General features: G+C 62.3%; 15 protein-coding genes. 5 read left to right on the top strand and 10 right to left on the bottom strand.

Going from position 1 to position 16092, the window contains the following annotated elements:
- Window positions 1–42: 42 nt before the first annotated feature.
- Genes F0P97_RS07390 through F0P97_RS07365 form a run of 6 tightly spaced genes read right to left on the bottom strand, consistent with a single transcriptional unit; the run spans window position 43 to window position 5749 of the window.
- The gene (locus F0P97_RS07390; RefSeq protein ID WP_182286251.1) at window positions 43–1224 is read right to left on the bottom strand and encodes an acyl-CoA dehydrogenase family protein; all 1182 of its coding nucleotides are present in this window, start codon (window positions 1222–1224) and stop codon (window positions 43–45) included.
- Window positions 1225–1241: 17 nt separating this feature from the next.
- Window positions 1242–2414 (bottom strand): lipid-transfer protein, encoded by a 1173-nt coding sequence (locus tag F0P97_RS07385; RefSeq protein ID WP_198424720.1) that lies wholly within the window; start codon window positions 2412–2414, stop codon window positions 1242–1244.
- A 32-nt stretch (window positions 2415–2446) separates the two neighbouring features.
- Window positions 2447–2863, bottom strand: a complete 417-nt coding sequence (locus tag F0P97_RS07380) for a MaoC family dehydratase (protein ID WP_182286249.1) — start codon at window positions 2861–2863, stop codon at window positions 2447–2449.
- A gap of 12 nt (window positions 2864–2875) precedes the next feature.
- Entirely contained in the window at window positions 2876–3979 is a 1104-nt protein-coding gene (locus tag F0P97_RS07375; RefSeq protein ID WP_182286248.1) for an acyl-CoA dehydrogenase family protein, read from the bottom strand.
- A gap of 15 nt (window positions 3980–3994) precedes the next feature.
- Window positions 3995–4939: a Zn-ribbon domain-containing OB-fold protein gene (locus F0P97_RS07370; protein WP_182286247.1), complete on the bottom strand. Its 945-nt coding sequence runs from the start codon at window positions 4937–4939 to the stop codon at window positions 3995–3997.
- Between the two features lie 18 nt (window positions 4940–4957).
- A complete protein-coding gene (locus F0P97_RS07365; RefSeq protein WP_182286246.1) occupies window positions 4958–5749 on the bottom strand; it encodes an SDR family oxidoreductase in 792 nt (263 codons plus the stop codon).
- A gap of 108 nt (window positions 5750–5857) precedes the next feature.
- On the opposite strand from F0P97_RS07365, the gene F0P97_RS07360 reads away from it, so the two are divergent.
- The gene (locus tag F0P97_RS07360) at window positions 5858–6670 is read left to right on the top strand and encodes an enoyl-CoA hydratase (RefSeq protein ID WP_012837522.1); all 813 of its coding nucleotides are present in this window, start codon (window positions 5858–5860) and stop codon (window positions 6668–6670) included.
- A gap of 72 nt (window positions 6671–6742) precedes the next feature.
- On the opposite strand, the gene F0P97_RS07355 is transcribed toward F0P97_RS07360, so the two are convergent.
- On the bottom strand, window positions 6743–7144 hold the full coding sequence (locus F0P97_RS07355) for a GFA family protein (RefSeq protein ID WP_182286245.1): 402 nt from the start codon (window positions 7142–7144) through the stop codon (window positions 6743–6745).
- 148 nt (window positions 7145–7292) lie between these two features.
- Window positions 7293–8060: an SDR family NAD(P)-dependent oxidoreductase gene (locus tag F0P97_RS07350; RefSeq protein WP_182286244.1), complete on the bottom strand. Its 768-nt coding sequence runs from the start codon at window positions 8058–8060 to the stop codon at window positions 7293–7295.
- Window positions 8061–8169: 109 nt separating this feature from the next.
- Here F0P97_RS07350 and F0P97_RS07345 point away from each other — a divergent pair, with 109 nt between their 5' ends.
- On the top strand, window positions 8170–9096 hold the full coding sequence (locus F0P97_RS07345) for a LysR family transcriptional regulator (RefSeq protein WP_182286243.1): 927 nt from the start codon (window positions 8170–8172) through the stop codon (window positions 9094–9096).
- Window positions 9097–9442: 346 nt separating this feature from the next.
- Window positions 9443–10354, top strand: coding sequence for a bifunctional GNAT family N-acetyltransferase/nucleoside diphosphate kinase regulator (locus tag F0P97_RS07340; protein ID WP_182286242.1), 912 nt, complete (start codon window positions 9443–9445; stop codon window positions 10352–10354).
- 162 nt (window positions 10355–10516) lie between these two features.
- On the opposite strand, the gene F0P97_RS07335 is transcribed toward F0P97_RS07340, so the two are convergent.
- Together F0P97_RS07335 and F0P97_RS07330 are read right to left on the bottom strand one after the other, a co-directional pair.
- Window positions 10517–10894: a steroid Delta-isomerase gene (locus tag F0P97_RS07335; protein WP_182286241.1), complete on the bottom strand. Its 378-nt coding sequence runs from the start codon at window positions 10892–10894 to the stop codon at window positions 10517–10519.
- A 109-nt stretch (window positions 10895–11003) separates the two neighbouring features.
- Window positions 11004–11777, bottom strand: a complete 774-nt coding sequence (locus tag F0P97_RS07330; protein ID WP_182286240.1) for a 3-alpha-hydroxysteroid 3-dehydrogenase — start codon at window positions 11775–11777, stop codon at window positions 11004–11006.
- Window positions 11778–11932: 155 nt separating this feature from the next.
- Here F0P97_RS07330 and F0P97_RS07325 point away from each other — a divergent pair, with 155 nt between their 5' ends.
- Complete coding sequence (locus tag F0P97_RS07325) at window positions 11933–13948, top strand: NADPH-dependent 2,4-dienoyl-CoA reductase (RefSeq protein WP_182286239.1); 2016 nt, start codon at window positions 11933–11935, stop codon at window positions 13946–13948.
- Window positions 13949–13964: 16 nt separating this feature from the next.
- Window positions 13965–16091, top strand: coding sequence for an NAD(P)/FAD-dependent oxidoreductase (locus F0P97_RS07320; RefSeq protein ID WP_182286238.1), 2127 nt, complete (start codon window positions 13965–13967; stop codon window positions 16089–16091).
- Window position 16092 lies beyond the last annotated feature (1 nt).

Below are 16092 nucleotides of genomic sequence, written 5' to 3'. Positions count from 1 at the left end.
CACATGTCTCCTTGGTATTTGTTATGTGTGAGATGTCTTCGATCAGCGCTGAGGGCGCGGCATGCCGAGGCCGAACTGGGCAATCAGCTCGCGCTGAATCTCGTTCGTGCCGCCACCGAAGGTGTTGATGGTGCAGGCACGCAGCTCATACTCCAGCTCGCCCATCAGATAGGAAGCCGCCGAGCCACCACGCACCAGAGCGCTGCTGCCCACGATGTCCATCAATCGATGCAACACCTCGACCACACCTTCCGAGCCATAGACCTTGGTGGCAGATGCCAGGCTCACGTCCATGGCACCGGCTTCCAGACTGGCCGCGATGCGGAAGTTGGTCAGTCGCATGGCTTCAAGGCGGGCATAGCACTGCGCCAGACTGCGCCTGACCCAGGCCTGATCGACAGCGCGACGGCCCTGCTCATCCCTGGCCTTGGCCCATTGCAGCACCTTGACGAAGGGGGCAAACACCTTGTCCGACCAGGCCCCCAGACCCAGGCGCTCGTGGTTGAGCTGTGCAGTGATCAGCTTCCAGCCCCCATTGAGCTCGCCAATCAAACGTGCTGCCGGCACTTCAACGTTGTCGAAATACGTGGCTGCCGTGTAGTTGCCCACGGTCTGGATCAGCGTATGCGAAAAGCCCTTGTCCCTGGTATCCACCACCATGATGGAAATACCCTTGTGGCGAGCCAGTTCCTGGTTGGTACGTGCGGCCAGCCACACATAGTCGGCAGATTCGATGCCCGAAGTCCACAGCTTCTGGCCGTTAACCACGAAATGCCCGCTCTGAAGATCGCCCTGCAACTGAGCCTGCGTCTTGAGCATGGCGAGGTCGGAGCCGGCTCCGGGTTCGGAGTAGCCAATGGCAAAAATGATGTCGCCGCTGGCCATGCCGGGCAGAAACTCCTGCTTTTGTGCCTCGGTGCCATGCTCCATCAGCGCGGGACCGACGGTGCTGATGGTGACGAAAGGCAGGGGAGCTCCGGCAATATTGGCTTCCTCAAAAAAAATCAGCTGCTCGGTGGCCGACAGGCCCTGGCCGCCGAATTCCCTGGGCCAGCCTATGGCCAGCCAGCCGTCGCGCCCCATCTTGCGGATCAGTTCGCGGTACTCGTCGCCGCCCTCGGCACCGCGCATGCGGGCCTTGAGCTCGGGCGTCATCAACGCCTGAAAGTAGTCACGGCACTTCAGGCGCAGCGCATGCTGCTCGGGAGTCAGGTCAATGAACATGAATGTCTCCCTTGCAATCAGGCCTCGTCGCCCAGGATCAGGCCGCTGGTGGGAACGCCGGTACCGGCAGTCACCACCATGTTGTGCACGTCCTTGACCTGGTTGACGGAGCTGCCACGGATCTGGCGCACGGCTTCGGCAATGCCGTTCATGCCATGGATATAGGCTTCGCCCAACTGGCCGCCATGGGTGTTGATGGGCATGGAGCCGCCGCGTGCATGCTCGCCGGAACGGATGAAATCCTTGGCCTCGCCGCGCTTGACGAAACCGAACTCCTCGAGCTGAGGCAACACAAAGGGCGAAAAATGGTCGTACAGCACCGCGCTTTGCACATCCTTGGGCGTCAGGCGGCTTTGCTGCCACAGCTGCCTGGCCACATGGCCCATCTCGGGCAGGCCGGTGATGTCTTCGCGGTAGAAGGAAGTCATGGACTGCTGGCCCTCGGAGATACCCTGAGCCGCCGCCTTGATGTAGACCGGCTTGGCCTTCATTTCACGGGCACGGTCGCTCGATGTGATGACCATGGCCACAGCCCCGTCGGACTCCTGGCAGCAGTCCAGCAGGTGCAGCGGCTCGCAGATCCAGCGGCTGGCCTGGTGCTCCTCCAGTGTGATGGGCTTGCCGTAGAAGAATGCGTTGGGATTGGTGGCTGCGAAGTCGCGCACGGCCACGGCCACGCGGCCGAAGTCCTCGCTGGTTGCACCGAAGGCATGCATATAGCGGCGGGCAAACATGCCCACCCAGGATGCCGGCGTATGAAAGCCGTGAGGCATGTACCAGCCATAGTTCACGTTGTCAAAGAATGGCGTGCTGCCAAAGCCATAGCTGCCGGTGCCAAAGCGGTACCAGCTGCGCTCATTCATGGCGCGGTAGACCACGACCGTCTTGGCAATGCCCGTGGCCACGGCCATGGCCGCATGCAGCACGGGGCCGCAGGCCGCACCACCACCATGCGGCACCTGCGAGAAAAAGCTCACATTGCGAGCCCCGAGCAGGCGGGCGATCTCATACTCCGGGACCTTGTCCACGGAGTAGGAGGAAAAGCCGTCCACCTCCTTGGGGTCGATGCCGGCATCGCTCAGCGCGGCCAGCGTGGCCTCCATGGCCAGACGCAGCTCGGTACGGCCCGAGTTCTTGGAAAATTCTGTTGCACCCAGACCCACAATGGCGGCGCGACCGGAAATATTCATATCGTTCACAGGAATGTCTCCGCTTGTTGTTCTTAGGCCAGGGCCACTTGCACAGTGCCGCTGACGTGAGAGCCCATGGAATTGCTGCCCTTGAGCGTGATCTGAACGCTGCGCGTGGCCTCGTTCTTCTCGGTCACGGAGCCCGTGAACTTCATGGTGTCGCCGGGATAGTTGGGCGCACCCAGGCGAATCTTCAGGTCCATGAGACGCGCATCGTCGCCAGCCCAGCTCTCGACAAAGCTCTGCACCAGACCGTTGGTGGTCAGGATGTTCATGAAGATATGGGGTGAACCCAGCTCGCGTGCGGCATCGCGGTCATGATGTCCGGGGAAATAGTCACGCGTGGCGATGGCGCCGCCGGCAATCAGCGGCACGGTGACGGGCACGCTGACGGGCTGCAGTTCGTCGCCCACGTTCACCGACTCGAAGCGAATAGATTGGTTTGCCATGTTGTTGTCTCCTTAGCGGTCTTCGGGCAGGTCGTACTTCCAGCCGAGCGTGTCGTTGTCTGCGAGCCAGTGACCCAGCGCCTGCAGGTGCTGTTCGGCGCTGCCGGCCTCGGCAGCCAGTGCACGGCACCAGAACATGAAGCGGTGAATGTGATAGGTCACATCCACTCCCATGCCGCCATGCACATGCTGTGCAACGCGGCCTACCTTCAGGCCCAGCTCGTTGGACTGGGCGCGCACCGCATGGGCCTGCGGCGTGCAGGGCAGGCCGGCATCCAGACGCCAGACCAGCTGGCTCAGCGCGCTGCGCTGTGCCTGCATGAGGATGTAGCCGTCGGCCATCTGGCCCTGCACCAGCTGGAAAGTACCGATGGGACGGTCGAACTGCTTGCGCTCGCTCACATACTCCACGGTGCGGCGCAGCTGCTCCTGGGTCACGCCCTGCTGCAGGCTGGCCAGGCAGGCGATTGCCATTTCGTTGACCCAGTCCAGCGCACGGCCGCCCAGCACGGCCAGCACCGGCGTGTTGCGGAAACTGATGTCGGCCACAGCACAGTAGTCCTCGCGCATGCCGGCCACGCGGCTAACACCATCGGCCTGCAGGCTCACCAGCACCAGCCTGATCTCATCGCCGGCCGCCGCTGCCACCAGAGCCACCCGGGCCTGCTCGCCCAGCGGCACGGCTTGCAGCTGGCCTTTGAGTCGCTCACCCTGCAGCTGAAGCGCCGGCCCGCGTGCAGCCACTGCAGCCTGCAGCGACAGAGCCAGCAACTCGCCCTCCATGGCTGACTGAACGACTGCGTCCTGTCCCTCGGCAAACCTGGCAATCGCGGCAGCCGCGACCTGCTGCTGCCAAAGCGGAACCTGCGCCAGCGCACGGCCTTGCTGCTCCAGCACGGCCAGCATCTCGCTCATTCCCAGACCCAGGCCGCCTGCAGCTTCCGGCACCAGAATGCTGTGCAGGCCCGCTGCCACGCACTGCTGCCACAGATCCTGCATGAAGGGCTGGCCCGAGGCATCGTGCTCGCGCAGCTTGTCGTCGGTGCAAAAGTCTGCAAACAGGCTTTGCGCCATGTCTGCGAATGCACGTTGGTCTTCACTGAGTTGAAAGTCCATGACGGTCTCCTAGCATCAGCCCACAGGACGGAACTGGGCCAGGGTCAGATCACCGTCGAAGGTGTTGAACTCCACCTGCACCTTCTGACCGATCTTCACCTCGCCGGGCTTGACGCCGACCAGCTGGGCAATCAGACGCACGCCCTCTTGCAGCTCCACCAGACCGATGGGATTGGGGTGGTCGAAAGGCGGTACTTCGGGGTAGTGCATGACCACGAACGAGTACACCGTGCCCTTGCCGCTGGCCTCCACCGTGTCCCAGTCGAACGAATGGCACTTGGGGCAGACGGGACCGGGTGGATGGTGCAGATCGCCGCAGCTCTTGCAGCGCTGAATCAGGAGCTTGCCTTCTTTCAGACCTTCCCAGAAGAAACGGTTGTCGTCGCTCACGCCTGGTGCGGGTCGCTTGATCTTCGGGGCGGCAACCTGCGCGGGATCGGCCTTTTGCACATTGGCGGGACGGAACTTGAAGACGCGGAACATCAACTGGCCGACCTTCTCGTCTTGGCCATTCGCTGCCTTGATCGAGAAGTACTCCATGATCTGCGTGACAAAGTAGCCCGTACCCAGGGCCGTAGTCTTCTCTTCGCTGATGGCCTCCAGGCGTGTCGTGTAGTACAGGTCTTCACCTTCGACTACATCGCGCTCGAAGCTCAGCTCGGAATTCACCGCCACGGTGGAAGGAAAGCCGTGCGCTTCGATCAGCTTCAGAACTTCATAGGGATTCTCTGTCGTGGAGCCTGGCGGGTAGTTGTTCTGCACCGGCCCTTCCATGCACCAGACCTGCAGCATCGCGGGAGGTGCAATGGTCTTGCCATCCTTGTTGGTCTTTACGGCCACCCCCATCAGCTCGCTCCACTGACGAATCATGGGGCTGTTGACCTTGTCCCAGGCATAGACACGCCCGTATTGCTTGCCCACGTATGCGCGGACCTCTGCCATCCAGTCTTGATCGGTCAAGATTGTCTCCTTTGAAATTCAGTGTTTTTGTTGCACGGATTCCGAGTTCGATGCGCTCAGAAATGCGGGGCGCTCACCACCGCCATGCAGCAGCAGATTGGTGCCGCTCATGTAAGAAGCGTTTTCGGAAGCCACATACAGACATGCATTGGCAATGTCCTGCGGCTCGGCCAGACGGCCCGCAGGAATGGTCCCGGCGACAGAGGCAATACCCGCCTCATCCCCGAAATGCAGATGCGACTGTTCGGTGCGCACCAAGCCCGGGCTGACTGCCACCACACGTACCTTGGGCGCCCACTCCACAGCCAGAGAACTGACCAGGCTCAGCACAGCAGCCTTGGCCGCTCCATAGGCTGCCGTACCGGGGGAAGGACGCAGCGCGCTGATGCTGCCGATACAGACGATCACGCCACCGCCATCCTGCTGCTGCATCACGGCATTGGCGGCCTGAGAGGCGTGCAAGGTCGAGAACAGATTCAGACGCAGCACGCTTTCATGAAAGCGCGGAGACACCGTAGCGGCATCCACATGGGGGGCGCCACCGGCGTTGTTGACGAGAACGTCCAGACGGCCATGGCGGCGCTGCACCTCATCGACCATGTCCTTGACTGCCTGGGCCTCGCGCACATCGCATGCAACGAAGTCTGCGCTGCTGCCATTGATGCCTGGCAACGCTTCGGGTCGCTGGCGGCCGCACACCACCACCGTGGCACCTGCGGCGAGAAACGCCTGGGCAATGCCCTTGCCGATGCCCTTGGTGCCGCCAGTGACCAGCACCACCTTGTCTTGAAAGCTTTTGTTCGTATCCATGCCTGCCAATTTAGGTTTCGGCACCAGCAGCAGATACGTCCAAAAGGACGATGTTGCTCTATCCCTTGAAAACGACCATCGACCCTGTTCAACTCCTTGGGAATTCCTATGTCGGCATCGCTTTCCGCTATTGAAAACATGGACACCGCGCAGCGAGAGCTACTGGTTCGACATCAGGACCACGGCGTGGCCATCGTTCAGCTCAACCGCCCCGAGGCAACGAATGCGCTGAGTCTTTCTCTGCAGGCTGCGCTGTCCAGGACCTTCGCTGAGCTGAGCGCAGACGCCAGCGTGCGCTGCATCGTTCTGACCGGCGGCGACAAGGTGTTTGCAGCAGGCGGCGACATCAAGAGCATGGACTCCTGCGGCCCCATAGAGATCATGAAGCGCCACACCGAGCGCGTCTGGGCCCCCATTGAGAAGTGCCCCAAGCCCATCATCGCGGCGGTCTGCGGCTATGCCTTTGGCGGCGGGGCCGAGCTGGCCATGCATTGCGACATCATCATTGCCGGGCAAGGAGCCAGTTTTGCACAGCCCGAGATTCGCATCGGCATCATGCCCGGCATCGGCGGCACCCAGCGGCTGGTGCGCGCCGTGGGCAAGTTCCAGGCCATGCGCATTCTGCTGACGGGCAAGCCCGTCAGCGCCGACGAAGCCTATGCCATGGGTCTGGTCAGCCTAGTCTGTGCAGACGATCAGGTAATCCCTGAGGCGCTGAAAATGGCAAAACTGATTGCCAATATGCCGCCACTGGCCGTGGAACAGATCAAGGAAGTGGTGATTGCCGGCATGGACGCATCGCTGGATGCCGCCCTGATGCTGGAGCGCAAGGCCAACCAGATTCTGTTTGCGACCCGCGACCAGAAAGAAGGCATGAATGCGTTCATCGAGAAGCGCCAGCCGGTGTTCAAGGGGGAGTGAACGCATCAAGCCAAAGCCGCAACATCGCCTTGCACGAGGCCGGTGCCGCAGCCCGAGAGTCTAAGGTGACCCTCAGTCATTGCGCATGCAGCCACCGGCAAAGCTTGACCACAAAGGCTGCGACTCCAGATGCGCATGCTTTTGCCTGAGCGCCGAAAAAGGCGAGTCCAGCGTGCCCAGTGCAATGCATATCCAGTCGGCCCATTCACCAGCCTGCCTGGACCAGAACAGGGATGAACCGCAGTGCTGGCAAAACTGTCGATGCACGGAAGCCGACGATGCATAGGATTTGATGTCGCCCTGCCCCGAGACTATGCACAAATCCTTGCGCGGCACGGCGCCATAGCTCGCGAAGGCGGAGCCATGGCTTTTGCGGCATTGCCCGCAATGACAATGCGTCACGGCCCTGGGCGGCGACAACAGCCTGTAGCCGACTCTTGCGCATAAACAGCTTCCCAGATAGTTCTCGGGCACGACTCGGTCTCCAAATCCTCTCTCCCCAACACATGGTCCGCAGGCATCGAATATCTGCCGCTGCGTAGCTGCATGCATCCCATATGCCTTGACCGACCCGGCGCTGCCGGGCAAGGTCGCGTTCCGAATGGAGTTGCCCGGCATACGCTCAGAGCATCATGCCACCAGACACTTCAATGCGCTGGCCCGTGACCCAGTTGCTGCCATCGGCAAGCAATGCGGCAACCGCGGCGCCCACATCGTCAGGGCGCCCCGCCCGGCCCATGGCGGTCAGGCCGCTGATATGGGCATTGACCTGTGCGTTGTCACGCACCACGCCGCCACCGAAATCCGTCTCTATGGCGCCGGGGGCAATGGTGTTCACGGCGATGCCGCGTGCACCCAGCTCCTTGGCCAGATAGCGCGTCATCACCTCGATGCCGCCCTTCATTACCGCATAGGCGGCATAGCCCGGGAGGCTGAAGCGTGCCAGCCCGGACGAGGTATTGACGATTCGTCCGCCGTCCTTGATCAGGGGCAGCAGTTTCTGCGTCAGAAAGAACGTGCCCTTGAGGTGAATATCGACGAGCAGATCGAACTGCTCTTCCGTGGTCTCGGCAAACGGCGCCACCAGACCGATGCCGGCATTGTTCACCAGATAGTCAAACTGCTGGCGCTGCCAGGTGTTGGCCAGCACGCGCCTGACGCTGTCGGCAAACGCGGCAAAGCTCTTGCTGTCACCCACGTCCAGGCGCAGCGCCACGGCGCGGCTGCCCAGCGCCTCGATACGGGAAACCAGTTCCTGCGCATCGCTTTCGCTGTCCTTGTAAGTGACGATCAGATGAACGCCGAGTTCGGCCAGCTTGAGGGCTTCGCTACGGCCCAGGCCACGGCTTGCGCCGGTGATCAATGCGATACGGGGTGCAGATGCTTGCATGTCGGTTTCATGGAGGATGTCAACAAGCCAGGACTTTAGGTGTTCTCCGATCATGAATAAATACGAGAAAAAAGATCGCACTGTTCACTTTAAAAATACAATCGAGCACATGGACTTCAATGCGCTTCATGTGTTCACCCGCGTTGCCGAACTCTCCAGTTTCACCCTGGCCGCAGACCAGCTCGGGCTGACCAAAAGCCGTGTGTCGACCGTGGTGCAGCAGCTGGAAAAGCAGCTCGGAACCCGTCTGCTGCAACGCACCACCAGACATGTGCGGCTGAGCGCCGATGGCGAGCAGTTCCTCGAACGCAGCAAGGAACTGATGGCCGACCTGGAACAGCTGCAAGCCATGTTCCAGCCCGCCGCCAGCGGGCTGCGAGGCAGTCTGCGCATCGATATGCCCAACTCTCTGGCCCGGGATGTCGTCATTCCGAAGCTGCCCGAATTCCTCTCGGCCCACCCTTTGCTGGAAGTAGGCATCAGCACCAGCGACCGACGTGTGGATGTGGTGCAGGAAGGCTTTGACTGTGTTGTGCGCATCGGCCCGCTGGCAGATACCGACTTGATCGCCCGCACCATCGGTGCGATGGAGATGTGCAATCTGGCCAGTCCCGCCTATCTGCAGCGTCACGGCACGCCCGCAACACTGGTCGACCTGTCACGGCACCGCATCATTCACTACGCGAACCAGCTCGGGCGGCATGGCGCGGGCTGGGAGTATCAGCGCGGCAAGGAGATCGCTCTGCATCCCGTGCGCAGCGCCCTGGTGGTCAACGGCACGGATGCCTATCAGGCCGCCTGTGTTGCCGGTCTTGGCCTGATTCAGGCGCCTGTCCGGGGTGCGCGCCATCTGCTGGATCAGGGTCTGCTGGTCGAGGTCATGCCCGACTTCAAGGCCGCGTCCATGCCGGTGTCCCTGCTGTACCCGCATCGCAGACATATCGCGCCGCGAGTCACCGCCTTCCTGAACTGGATCACCGAGGTGCTGGAGCCCCATCTGACAGGCATGGGCGGCGCGTGCTCCCGGGCGGTCTGAGCAACATGCCCGGTCGCCGGCGTTCGGCGCTGCGCCCACCATCAAAGAAGGAGCTTCTGACGCATGCCACTTCTAGATCGTGGAATTAAAACATTAAGAATACGACTACAGTCAATCGCAATCCGCTTCTAAATAAAGAGCATCGCAGCTGTCGAGGCTTGCGCTCCCGGAGCGCCCCGCTCCGCAGCCCAGGCTCGCCATAGACCGAGCAAAGAGATGCGAGATAGGCGCTGTGCCTGCGCAGCAGAATCTGCTTGCCTAGAATCGGCGCCTGTGTAGAAAGAACCGTCATGGCCCACGCCGTGGCCATGAAAGGCTTTCATTCTTGCAACCGACGGTGTTGAAGATGAGCAAGCCTTTCATATCCCTGTGCCCGGAAATCACGCGAGCCAATGCGCTGAACCTGGTGGACTGGCTGAACGACGAGGACGTCGTGCGCCACCTCAGCGATTCGCGCCATGTCTCGCGTCACATAGAGCAGCTCATCGACCGGGTTCAGCTGCCCATACTCACCCATCTCTTCAATCAGGGCGGCCGCTTCTTCATGGCTTACGACCGCGATGACCTGCCCGTGGGCTTTGTGCGTCTGGTCAGGAACGGGGCGGACTGCGAAATCGTGCTGGTCATCGGCAACCGCGACAACTGGGGGCGCAAGCTCGGCGCCAGCGCCTTGCACGAGGGCATGAAGCTGGCCTTTTTCGACATGCGGGCCGAAAGACTGATTGCCAGGATCCATGCCGACAACACGCGCTCGCTCAAGGCCTTTGCGCACAACGGCTTTGTGCTGGAGAACGAAACGCCCGCACTCAAGTCCTATGCAATGACGGCGCAGCGCTACCTCCAGCGCTTGCGCGCCGGGCAGCCGGGAGCGGCGGGCGGCATCTGCATCACCGCCGTGGATCAGGCACGTCTCAGAGATCTTCTCGCCCTGGAATGGGAGTCGCAAGCGGCCGATCTGGAGCATGAAGTCGAGCGCGCCACCATTGTCGATGCGCGGCAGGTCCAGGGCAATGTGGTCACCATGAACTCCAGAGCCTTGCTGCGCCTCGATGAGGTGGCCGTCGAAGTGGCCCTGGTCTACCCCGAGGATGCCGATGACAGTGCAGGCAGGCTCTCGGTTTTCTCGGGCGTGGGCACGGCCATTCTGGGCTACCGGGAAGGGGACCGCATCGACTGGCGGATTCTCGATCGCACCCGCCATATCCGGATCGAGAAAGTGCTCTACCAGCCCGAGGCTGCCGGGCACTTCCATCTGTAAGCCAGCTCAGGCTGGGGGCACTCACCGCACTGCCTTGAACAGCAAAAGCAATAGCAGCTCGCGCATTGTTTCAAATGAATTCAGATTCAAATAGTCTTGTAATCCTTTTAAATCAGGCGAAGACAGCTTCTATATCAAGAGCAGTCAAGCGCCTGACTCTCCTCAGACGCCAGCGTGAATATTCTTCTCGCCAAACAAGGCACGCATGCTCACCACCTTGCCCGCCGCGTCGAAGCGAAAGTGATCGATGGGCGCAATCACGGTCTTGCGGCCCTGATACTCGAAGCCGACGGTGAAGGCGAAGGCTGCCTCGTCGGCAACCGCGCGCACCTCCTGCGTCAGCTCCACCGTCAAAGGCAGCTTGAGGGAGTTGGCGTAGAACGCGCGAATCGCCGCCCTGCCACGCCGGGGCTCGGAGCCCACGGGGTCTTCCACCGTGGCGTCATCGGCAAACAGCGCGACGATGCCGTCCAGATCGCCGGCATTGAGCGCAGCCACATAGCGCTGTACAACCGCGGTCATATGTTCAACAGTATTCATTTCAGCTCCAGAATTCCAGAATAGGCCGCTCCCGCACAAGGCTGCCCCGGGTCAGGAGCGGCCAGGCCCTTGCCCCCTGGGACGGGCCCGCAAGGCGGCTGCGGGGGACTCAGAAACCCGTCGGGCGCATCACAGCATCGATGCCGCCGTCGATCACGATCTGCGCACCATGCACATAGCTGGCGGCCTCGCTCATGAGGAACGCGATGACGGATGCCATTTCGGCGGGCTCGGCCCGGCGGCCCATGGGAGGCACGAACTTGGCAATCGATTCGCCATAGCGCGGGTCCTGCAGGCCTGCCTGCAGCAAGGGAGTCTCGGTCGCGCCGGGGGCGATGGTATTCAGGCGCACGCCCGCTTGTCCCCAGGCGGCGGCGCGTTTGCGCACAGCCACCGTCAAGGCATTCTTGCTGCCCGCATAGGCCAGATTGCCGCCCTGCTCTCCCGCTTGTTCAACAATGGCGCGGGCCTTGGCTTCCTCGCCGGCCTCCAGTGCCGGTGCCAGCGGGTTCTGGTCAAAAGCCAGATGCGCGGAAGCCACGGACGAGATGACGACGGCTGCGGGCTGCCGGCCCTGTTTCAGCAGCGGCAGAAAGGCATCCATCAGCTCGGTCGCGCCAAAATAATTGACCGAAACCACATTGCCGAGCACCTTGGTCTGCGGTCCCAGGCCGGCGCACAACACCAGGCCGTCCATGCCCTTGCTGCACTTGGCCAGTACATCGGCAATCGCCTGCTTTCGACCTTCGGCCGTCGAGAGATCGGCAATCACTTCCGCATCGCGGACATCGATACCTAGGATCTGGTGGCCGGCCGCTTCCAGGACCTTGCGCGTAGCAGCACCAATGCCGGTGGCGCAGCCGCTCATCACGATGATGGACATGTCTTGTTTCCTTTTGTCTGGGTGGTGATGGCGCACATCAAAGCCCATCATGAAAAGTCAGACCACATGCAAACGGACGATGTGATTCCCCTAGGGAGAATTTACCGTGGCTCTTCCTACACTGGCGCGAGATTTGCGCGTGAGGAAATTCAGCCATGTACCCCCATCTCTTCCAGCCCATCACCATCGGCCATATCACCCTCAAGAACCGGATTCTGATGGGCTCCATGCATACCGGGCTGGAGGATCAGGCACAGGGTTTCGAGAAGCTGGCCCTCTTCTACACCGAACGTGCACGGGAAGGTCTGCAGCTCATCGTCACCGGGGGCTTCGGCGTCAACGAGTACGCACTGGGAATGCCCGAGCATGCCGAGTTCTCGACGCTGTGCACGCCAGAGCAGGCGGCCCGGCACCGCCTCATCACCGACGCGGTGCATGCCGAGGGCAGCCATATCCTCATGCAGATACTGCATGTAGGCCGCTACGACCACGGCAGCGGCGGCGTCTCGCCCAGCAGCGTGCTCTCCAGGCTCAGCAACCGCAGCTCGCGCGAACTCAGCGCGACCCAGATCGAGCAGATCATTGCCGACTATGTGCGCTGCGCCTGCCTGGCCCGGGAAGCCGGCTATGACGGTGTGGAGGTCATGGGCGGCGAGGGCTATCTGATCAACCAGTTCCTGGCGCCGCTGACCAACTTCCGCACCGACGAGTGGGGAGGCGATGCCGCCGGGCGCAGCCGCTTTGCGCTGCGCATCGTGCAGGGCATACGCGCGGCCGTGCCCGAGAACTTCGTCATCAGCTTTCGCCTGTCCCTGATGGATCTGGTCGAGCATGGCAGCCACTGGAAGGAAGTGCTTGACCTGGCCCGCCAGCTGGAAGCCGCCGGCGTGAACCTGTTCAACACCAGCGTTGGCTGGCATGAGGCGCGCATTCCCACCATCGCCATGATGGTACCGCGCGCTGCATTCAGCTGGGCTGCCGAGCAACTCAAGCAGGCAGTCAGCATTCCCGTGGCGGCCAGCAACCGCATCAACACCCCCGAAGTGGCCGATGACCTGATTGCCCAGGGTCATGCCGACATGGTGGCCATGGCCCGCCCCTTTCTGGCCGACCCGGCCTTTGTGCGCAAGGCGCAGGCGGGCCAGAGCAACGCCATCAACACCTGCATTGCCTGCAATCAGTCCTGTCTGGATCGCATCTTCACGCGCCAGCAGGTCAGCTGCCTGGTCAACCCCAGAGCCTGCCGCGAATGGGACTGGCCGCAGGAAAAAGCCGCAGTTCCGCGCAAGATCGCCGTTCTCGGTGCTGGACCTGCAGGACTGGCCTGCGCTCGCGAGGCGGCAGACCGAGGCCACAAGGTGACGCTGTTCGAGTCCGGCATCCGCATCGGCGGCCAGTTCTTTCTGGCGCAGAAGGTGCCCGGCAAGCAGGAGCTGGGCGAGACGCTGCGCTACTTCGAGCATGAAATCCAGCGCCTGGGCATAGAGCTGCGGCTCAACACCACTCCGGACATCCACTCCCTGAGCGTCTTTGATCACGTGGTCGTGGCCACGGGAGTGACACCGCGACGCAGCGGCATCGAGGGCGAGAACAGCTCCAAGGTGATGGACTATATCGAGGCCTTGCGCAGCCCCCGCTTTGTCGGCGAACGCGTGGCCATCGTGGGCGCGGGGCCTCTGGGCTTTGACATGGCCGAGTTGCTGGCCCATCACAAGGCCGACGACGGCAGCGTGGCCGCCTTTGACCGCGAATGGGGTGTCGACCCCGAACGCGAGCAACGCGGCGGTATCAAGGCCAGCGAGAAAGCCGATTCGCCGCGTCAGATCTGGCTGCTTCAGCGCAGCAAGGCGGCCATGGGCAGCACCTTGCCAACCACCACGGGCTGGATTCGCCGCGCCCGGCTCAAGAACAAGAGCGCACGCATGTTCAACGATGTGGAGTACATCCACATCGACGACAACGGCCTGCACCTGCGCATACGCGGCGAGCAGCGCTGCCTGAGCGTGGACAACATCGTGGTCTGCGCCGGCCAGGAATCACATGACCCCTGGTCATCCAGACTTCAAGCACAAAGCATTGCGCACACAGTGATTGGAGGCGCGCGCAATGCCCACAAAATTGATGCAGCGCGCGCCATCGAAGAAGGGGCCGAACTCGGCCGAAAACTATAGGAGACAGCGAAAAAAAATGAGCAATCCCCACGCATCAATGCTGCAGCCGGGCCGTATCGGCACGATGGAGCTGAAGAACCGCATCATCATGGCCCCCATGGGCGAGAACTACGGCGGCACCGACGGTATCTGCGGCGAACGCGCCCAGGACTATTACGAAGAGCGTGCCAAGGGCGGCACCGGCCTCATCATCATGGGCACGGCCGCCATCTCCTGGCCCACCGGTACCAGCGAGCCGCACCAACTGGGCATCTCCAGCGACAGCTTCATCCCCGGTCTGGCCGAAGTCACGCGCCGCGTTCACTCGCACGGCGGCAAAGTCGCCATCCAGATCAATCACAGCGGCAAGGTCGCTGCCAATGACCGCACCCACGGGCGCGAAATGTGGGTGTCCTCGATTCCGCCCGACGGCCCTGTGGCCGAAGCCATGCGCACCGTCACGCCCAAGGAGTTCTCGACCTTTGTGGGGGTTGGTCCCTACCCCGACCGCTACCGCGTGATGGACAAGACCGATATTGCACAGGTGGTGGAATGGTTTGCTGCGGCCGCCCTGCGCGCCAAGCAGGCCAACTTCGATGCTGTGGAAGTGCACTGTGCGCACAACTACATGATCGCCAACTTCCTCTCTCCCTTTTTCAACAGCCGTACCGACGAATACGGCGGCAGCTATGAAAACCGCAGCCGCCTGCTGCGCGAAGTGCTGACTGCCGTGCGCGAGCGCGTGGGCGCAGACTTCCCCATCTGGGTGCGTATCGACGCCGAAGAAATGCACACGCCCGGCGGCATCACCATGGACGAGGCACTCAAGACCGCCAGGCTCTGCGAAGAGCTGGGCATGGATGCCATCAATGTCTCGGCCTATGCGCGCCTGCCCACAGGCTCGGCCTTCACGGATGCACCGATTCCGCAAAAGCAGAATGCCTACCGCGAATTTGCCACCGGCATCAAAAAGGCCGTCGGCATTCCCATCATCTCGGCCGGCCGCTGGGAGCTGGATGCCGCCGCCGCCGCCATCAGCAATGGCGAGATTGACTTTGTGGCCATGGGCCGCAAGCTGCTGGCCGACCCCGACCTGGCCAACAAACTGCAAGCCAACACCGCCCAGAGCGTGCGCCCCTGCATTTATTGCTATGCCTGCGTAAGCGAGATTTTCATCAACAAGGGCATCAAGTGCGCGGTCAACGCACAGACCGGCCACGAGGCGAGCAAGACCATCACCTTTGCCGAAAAGCCCAGGCATGTACTGATCGTCGGCGGCGGCCCTTCGGGCATGGAGGCCGCGCGCGTCGCCGCCCTGCGCGGCCATCGCGTGACGCTGGTCGAGCGCAGCGACCGCCTGGGCGGCACGCTGTTCTTTGCCGCACTGGCCTATCCCGAGAACGGCCGCCTGCTCGACTATCTGGTCAAGCAGATGGACCACCCCAATATTCAGGTTCGCTTTAACACCAGCGTCGATGCCAAGCTGCTCGATGAACTCAAGCCCGACGATATTCTGGTGGGCACCGGCGCCAGGCGTGCTGCCCCCGCCATCGAAGGCGCGCAGCAAAGCCATGTCTGGAGCGGCGACGAACTGCGCCGCCTGATGACGGGTGATCGCGCCGAAGAAATTGCCAAGGCCAAGCTGAATCTGGCCGAGCGCGCGCTGTTCAAGGCCGGCGGCATGCTCAAGGTGACGGACAGCACGGCAGCGATCCAGAACCTGTCCAAGCTGTGGATGCCCCTGGGCAAGCGCGTGGTCATCATCGGTGCAGGCCTGGTCGGCCTGGAGCTGGCAGAGTTCCTGCTCGATCGCGGCCGCGAAGTCACCGTGCTGGACCCCGGCACCCATCCCGGCACCGAGCTGGCCATCGTGCGCCGCTGGCGCGTGTACGACGCCGTGAAGAGTCACGGCAAGCTGCTGATGCAGTCCAACGTCACGCGCATCGAGCGCAAGGAGGTCGTCTGGACTGACAAAAAGGGCGAGGAATACCGCACGCCCGCCGACTCCGTGGTGCTGGCCATTGGCGCCGAAGCCGACTCCCGCGTCGCTGACCAGCTGCAATCCATCACCCAGACTCCCGTGCGCCGCATCGGCGACTGCCGGGACCTGGGCTATATCGAGGGGGCCATGCATTCGGGACATCAGGCCGGACGCGAGGTCTGAA

Origin of the sequence: Comamonas testosteroni (assembly GCF_014076415.1) — a bacterium.
GTDB lineage: Bacteria > Pseudomonadota > Gammaproteobacteria > Burkholderiales > Burkholderiaceae_C > Comamonas > Comamonas testosteroni_F.
The sequence above is the reverse complement of the archived record's forward strand: the minus strand, read 5'-3'. Positions and strand labels throughout refer to the sequence as shown.

What these genes read in the sequence shown, in the direction of transcription:
- F0P97_RS07390 (WP_182286251.1), bottom strand. Translation starts at nt 1,224, where the DNA reads ATGTTCATTGACCTGACTCCCGAGCAGCATGCGCTGCGCCTGAAGTGC.
- F0P97_RS07385 (WP_198424720.1), bottom strand. Translation starts at nt 2,414, where the DNA reads ATGAATATTTCCGGTCGCGCCGCCATTGTGGGTCTGGGTGCAACAGAA.
- F0P97_RS07380 (WP_182286249.1), bottom strand. Translation starts at nt 2,863, where the DNA reads ATGGCAAACCAATCTATTCGCTTCGAGTCGGTGAACGTGGGCGACGAA.
- F0P97_RS07375 (WP_182286248.1), bottom strand. Translation starts at nt 3,979, where the DNA reads ATGGACTTTCAACTCAGTGAAGACCAACGTGCATTCGCAGACATGGCG.
- F0P97_RS07365 (WP_182286246.1), bottom strand. Translation starts at nt 5,749, where the DNA reads ATGGATACGAACAAAAGCTTTCAAGACAAGGTGGTGCTGGTCACTGGC.
- F0P97_RS07360 (WP_012837522.1), top strand. Translation starts at nt 5,858, where the DNA reads ATGTCGGCATCGCTTTCCGCTATTGAAAACATGGACACCGCGCAGCGA.
- F0P97_RS07350 (WP_182286244.1), bottom strand. Translation starts at nt 8,060, where the DNA reads ATGCAAGCATCTGCACCCCGTATCGCATTGATCACCGGCGCAAGCCGT.
- F0P97_RS07345 (WP_182286243.1), top strand. Translation starts at nt 8,170, where the DNA reads ATGGACTTCAATGCGCTTCATGTGTTCACCCGCGTTGCCGAACTCTCC.
- F0P97_RS07340 (WP_182286242.1), top strand. Translation starts at nt 9,443, where the DNA reads ATGAGCAAGCCTTTCATATCCCTGTGCCCGGAAATCACGCGAGCCAAT.
- F0P97_RS07335 (WP_182286241.1), bottom strand. Translation starts at nt 10,894, where the DNA reads ATGAATACTGTTGAACATATGACCGCGGTTGTACAGCGCTATGTGGCT.
- F0P97_RS07330 (WP_182286240.1), bottom strand. Translation starts at nt 11,777, where the DNA reads ATGTCCATCATCGTGATGAGCGGCTGCGCCACCGGCATTGGTGCTGCT.
- F0P97_RS07325 (WP_182286239.1), top strand. Translation starts at nt 11,933, where the DNA reads ATGTACCCCCATCTCTTCCAGCCCATCACCATCGGCCATATCACCCTC.
- F0P97_RS07320 (WP_182286238.1), top strand. Translation starts at nt 13,965, where the DNA reads ATGAGCAATCCCCACGCATCAATGCTGCAGCCGGGCCGTATCGGCACG.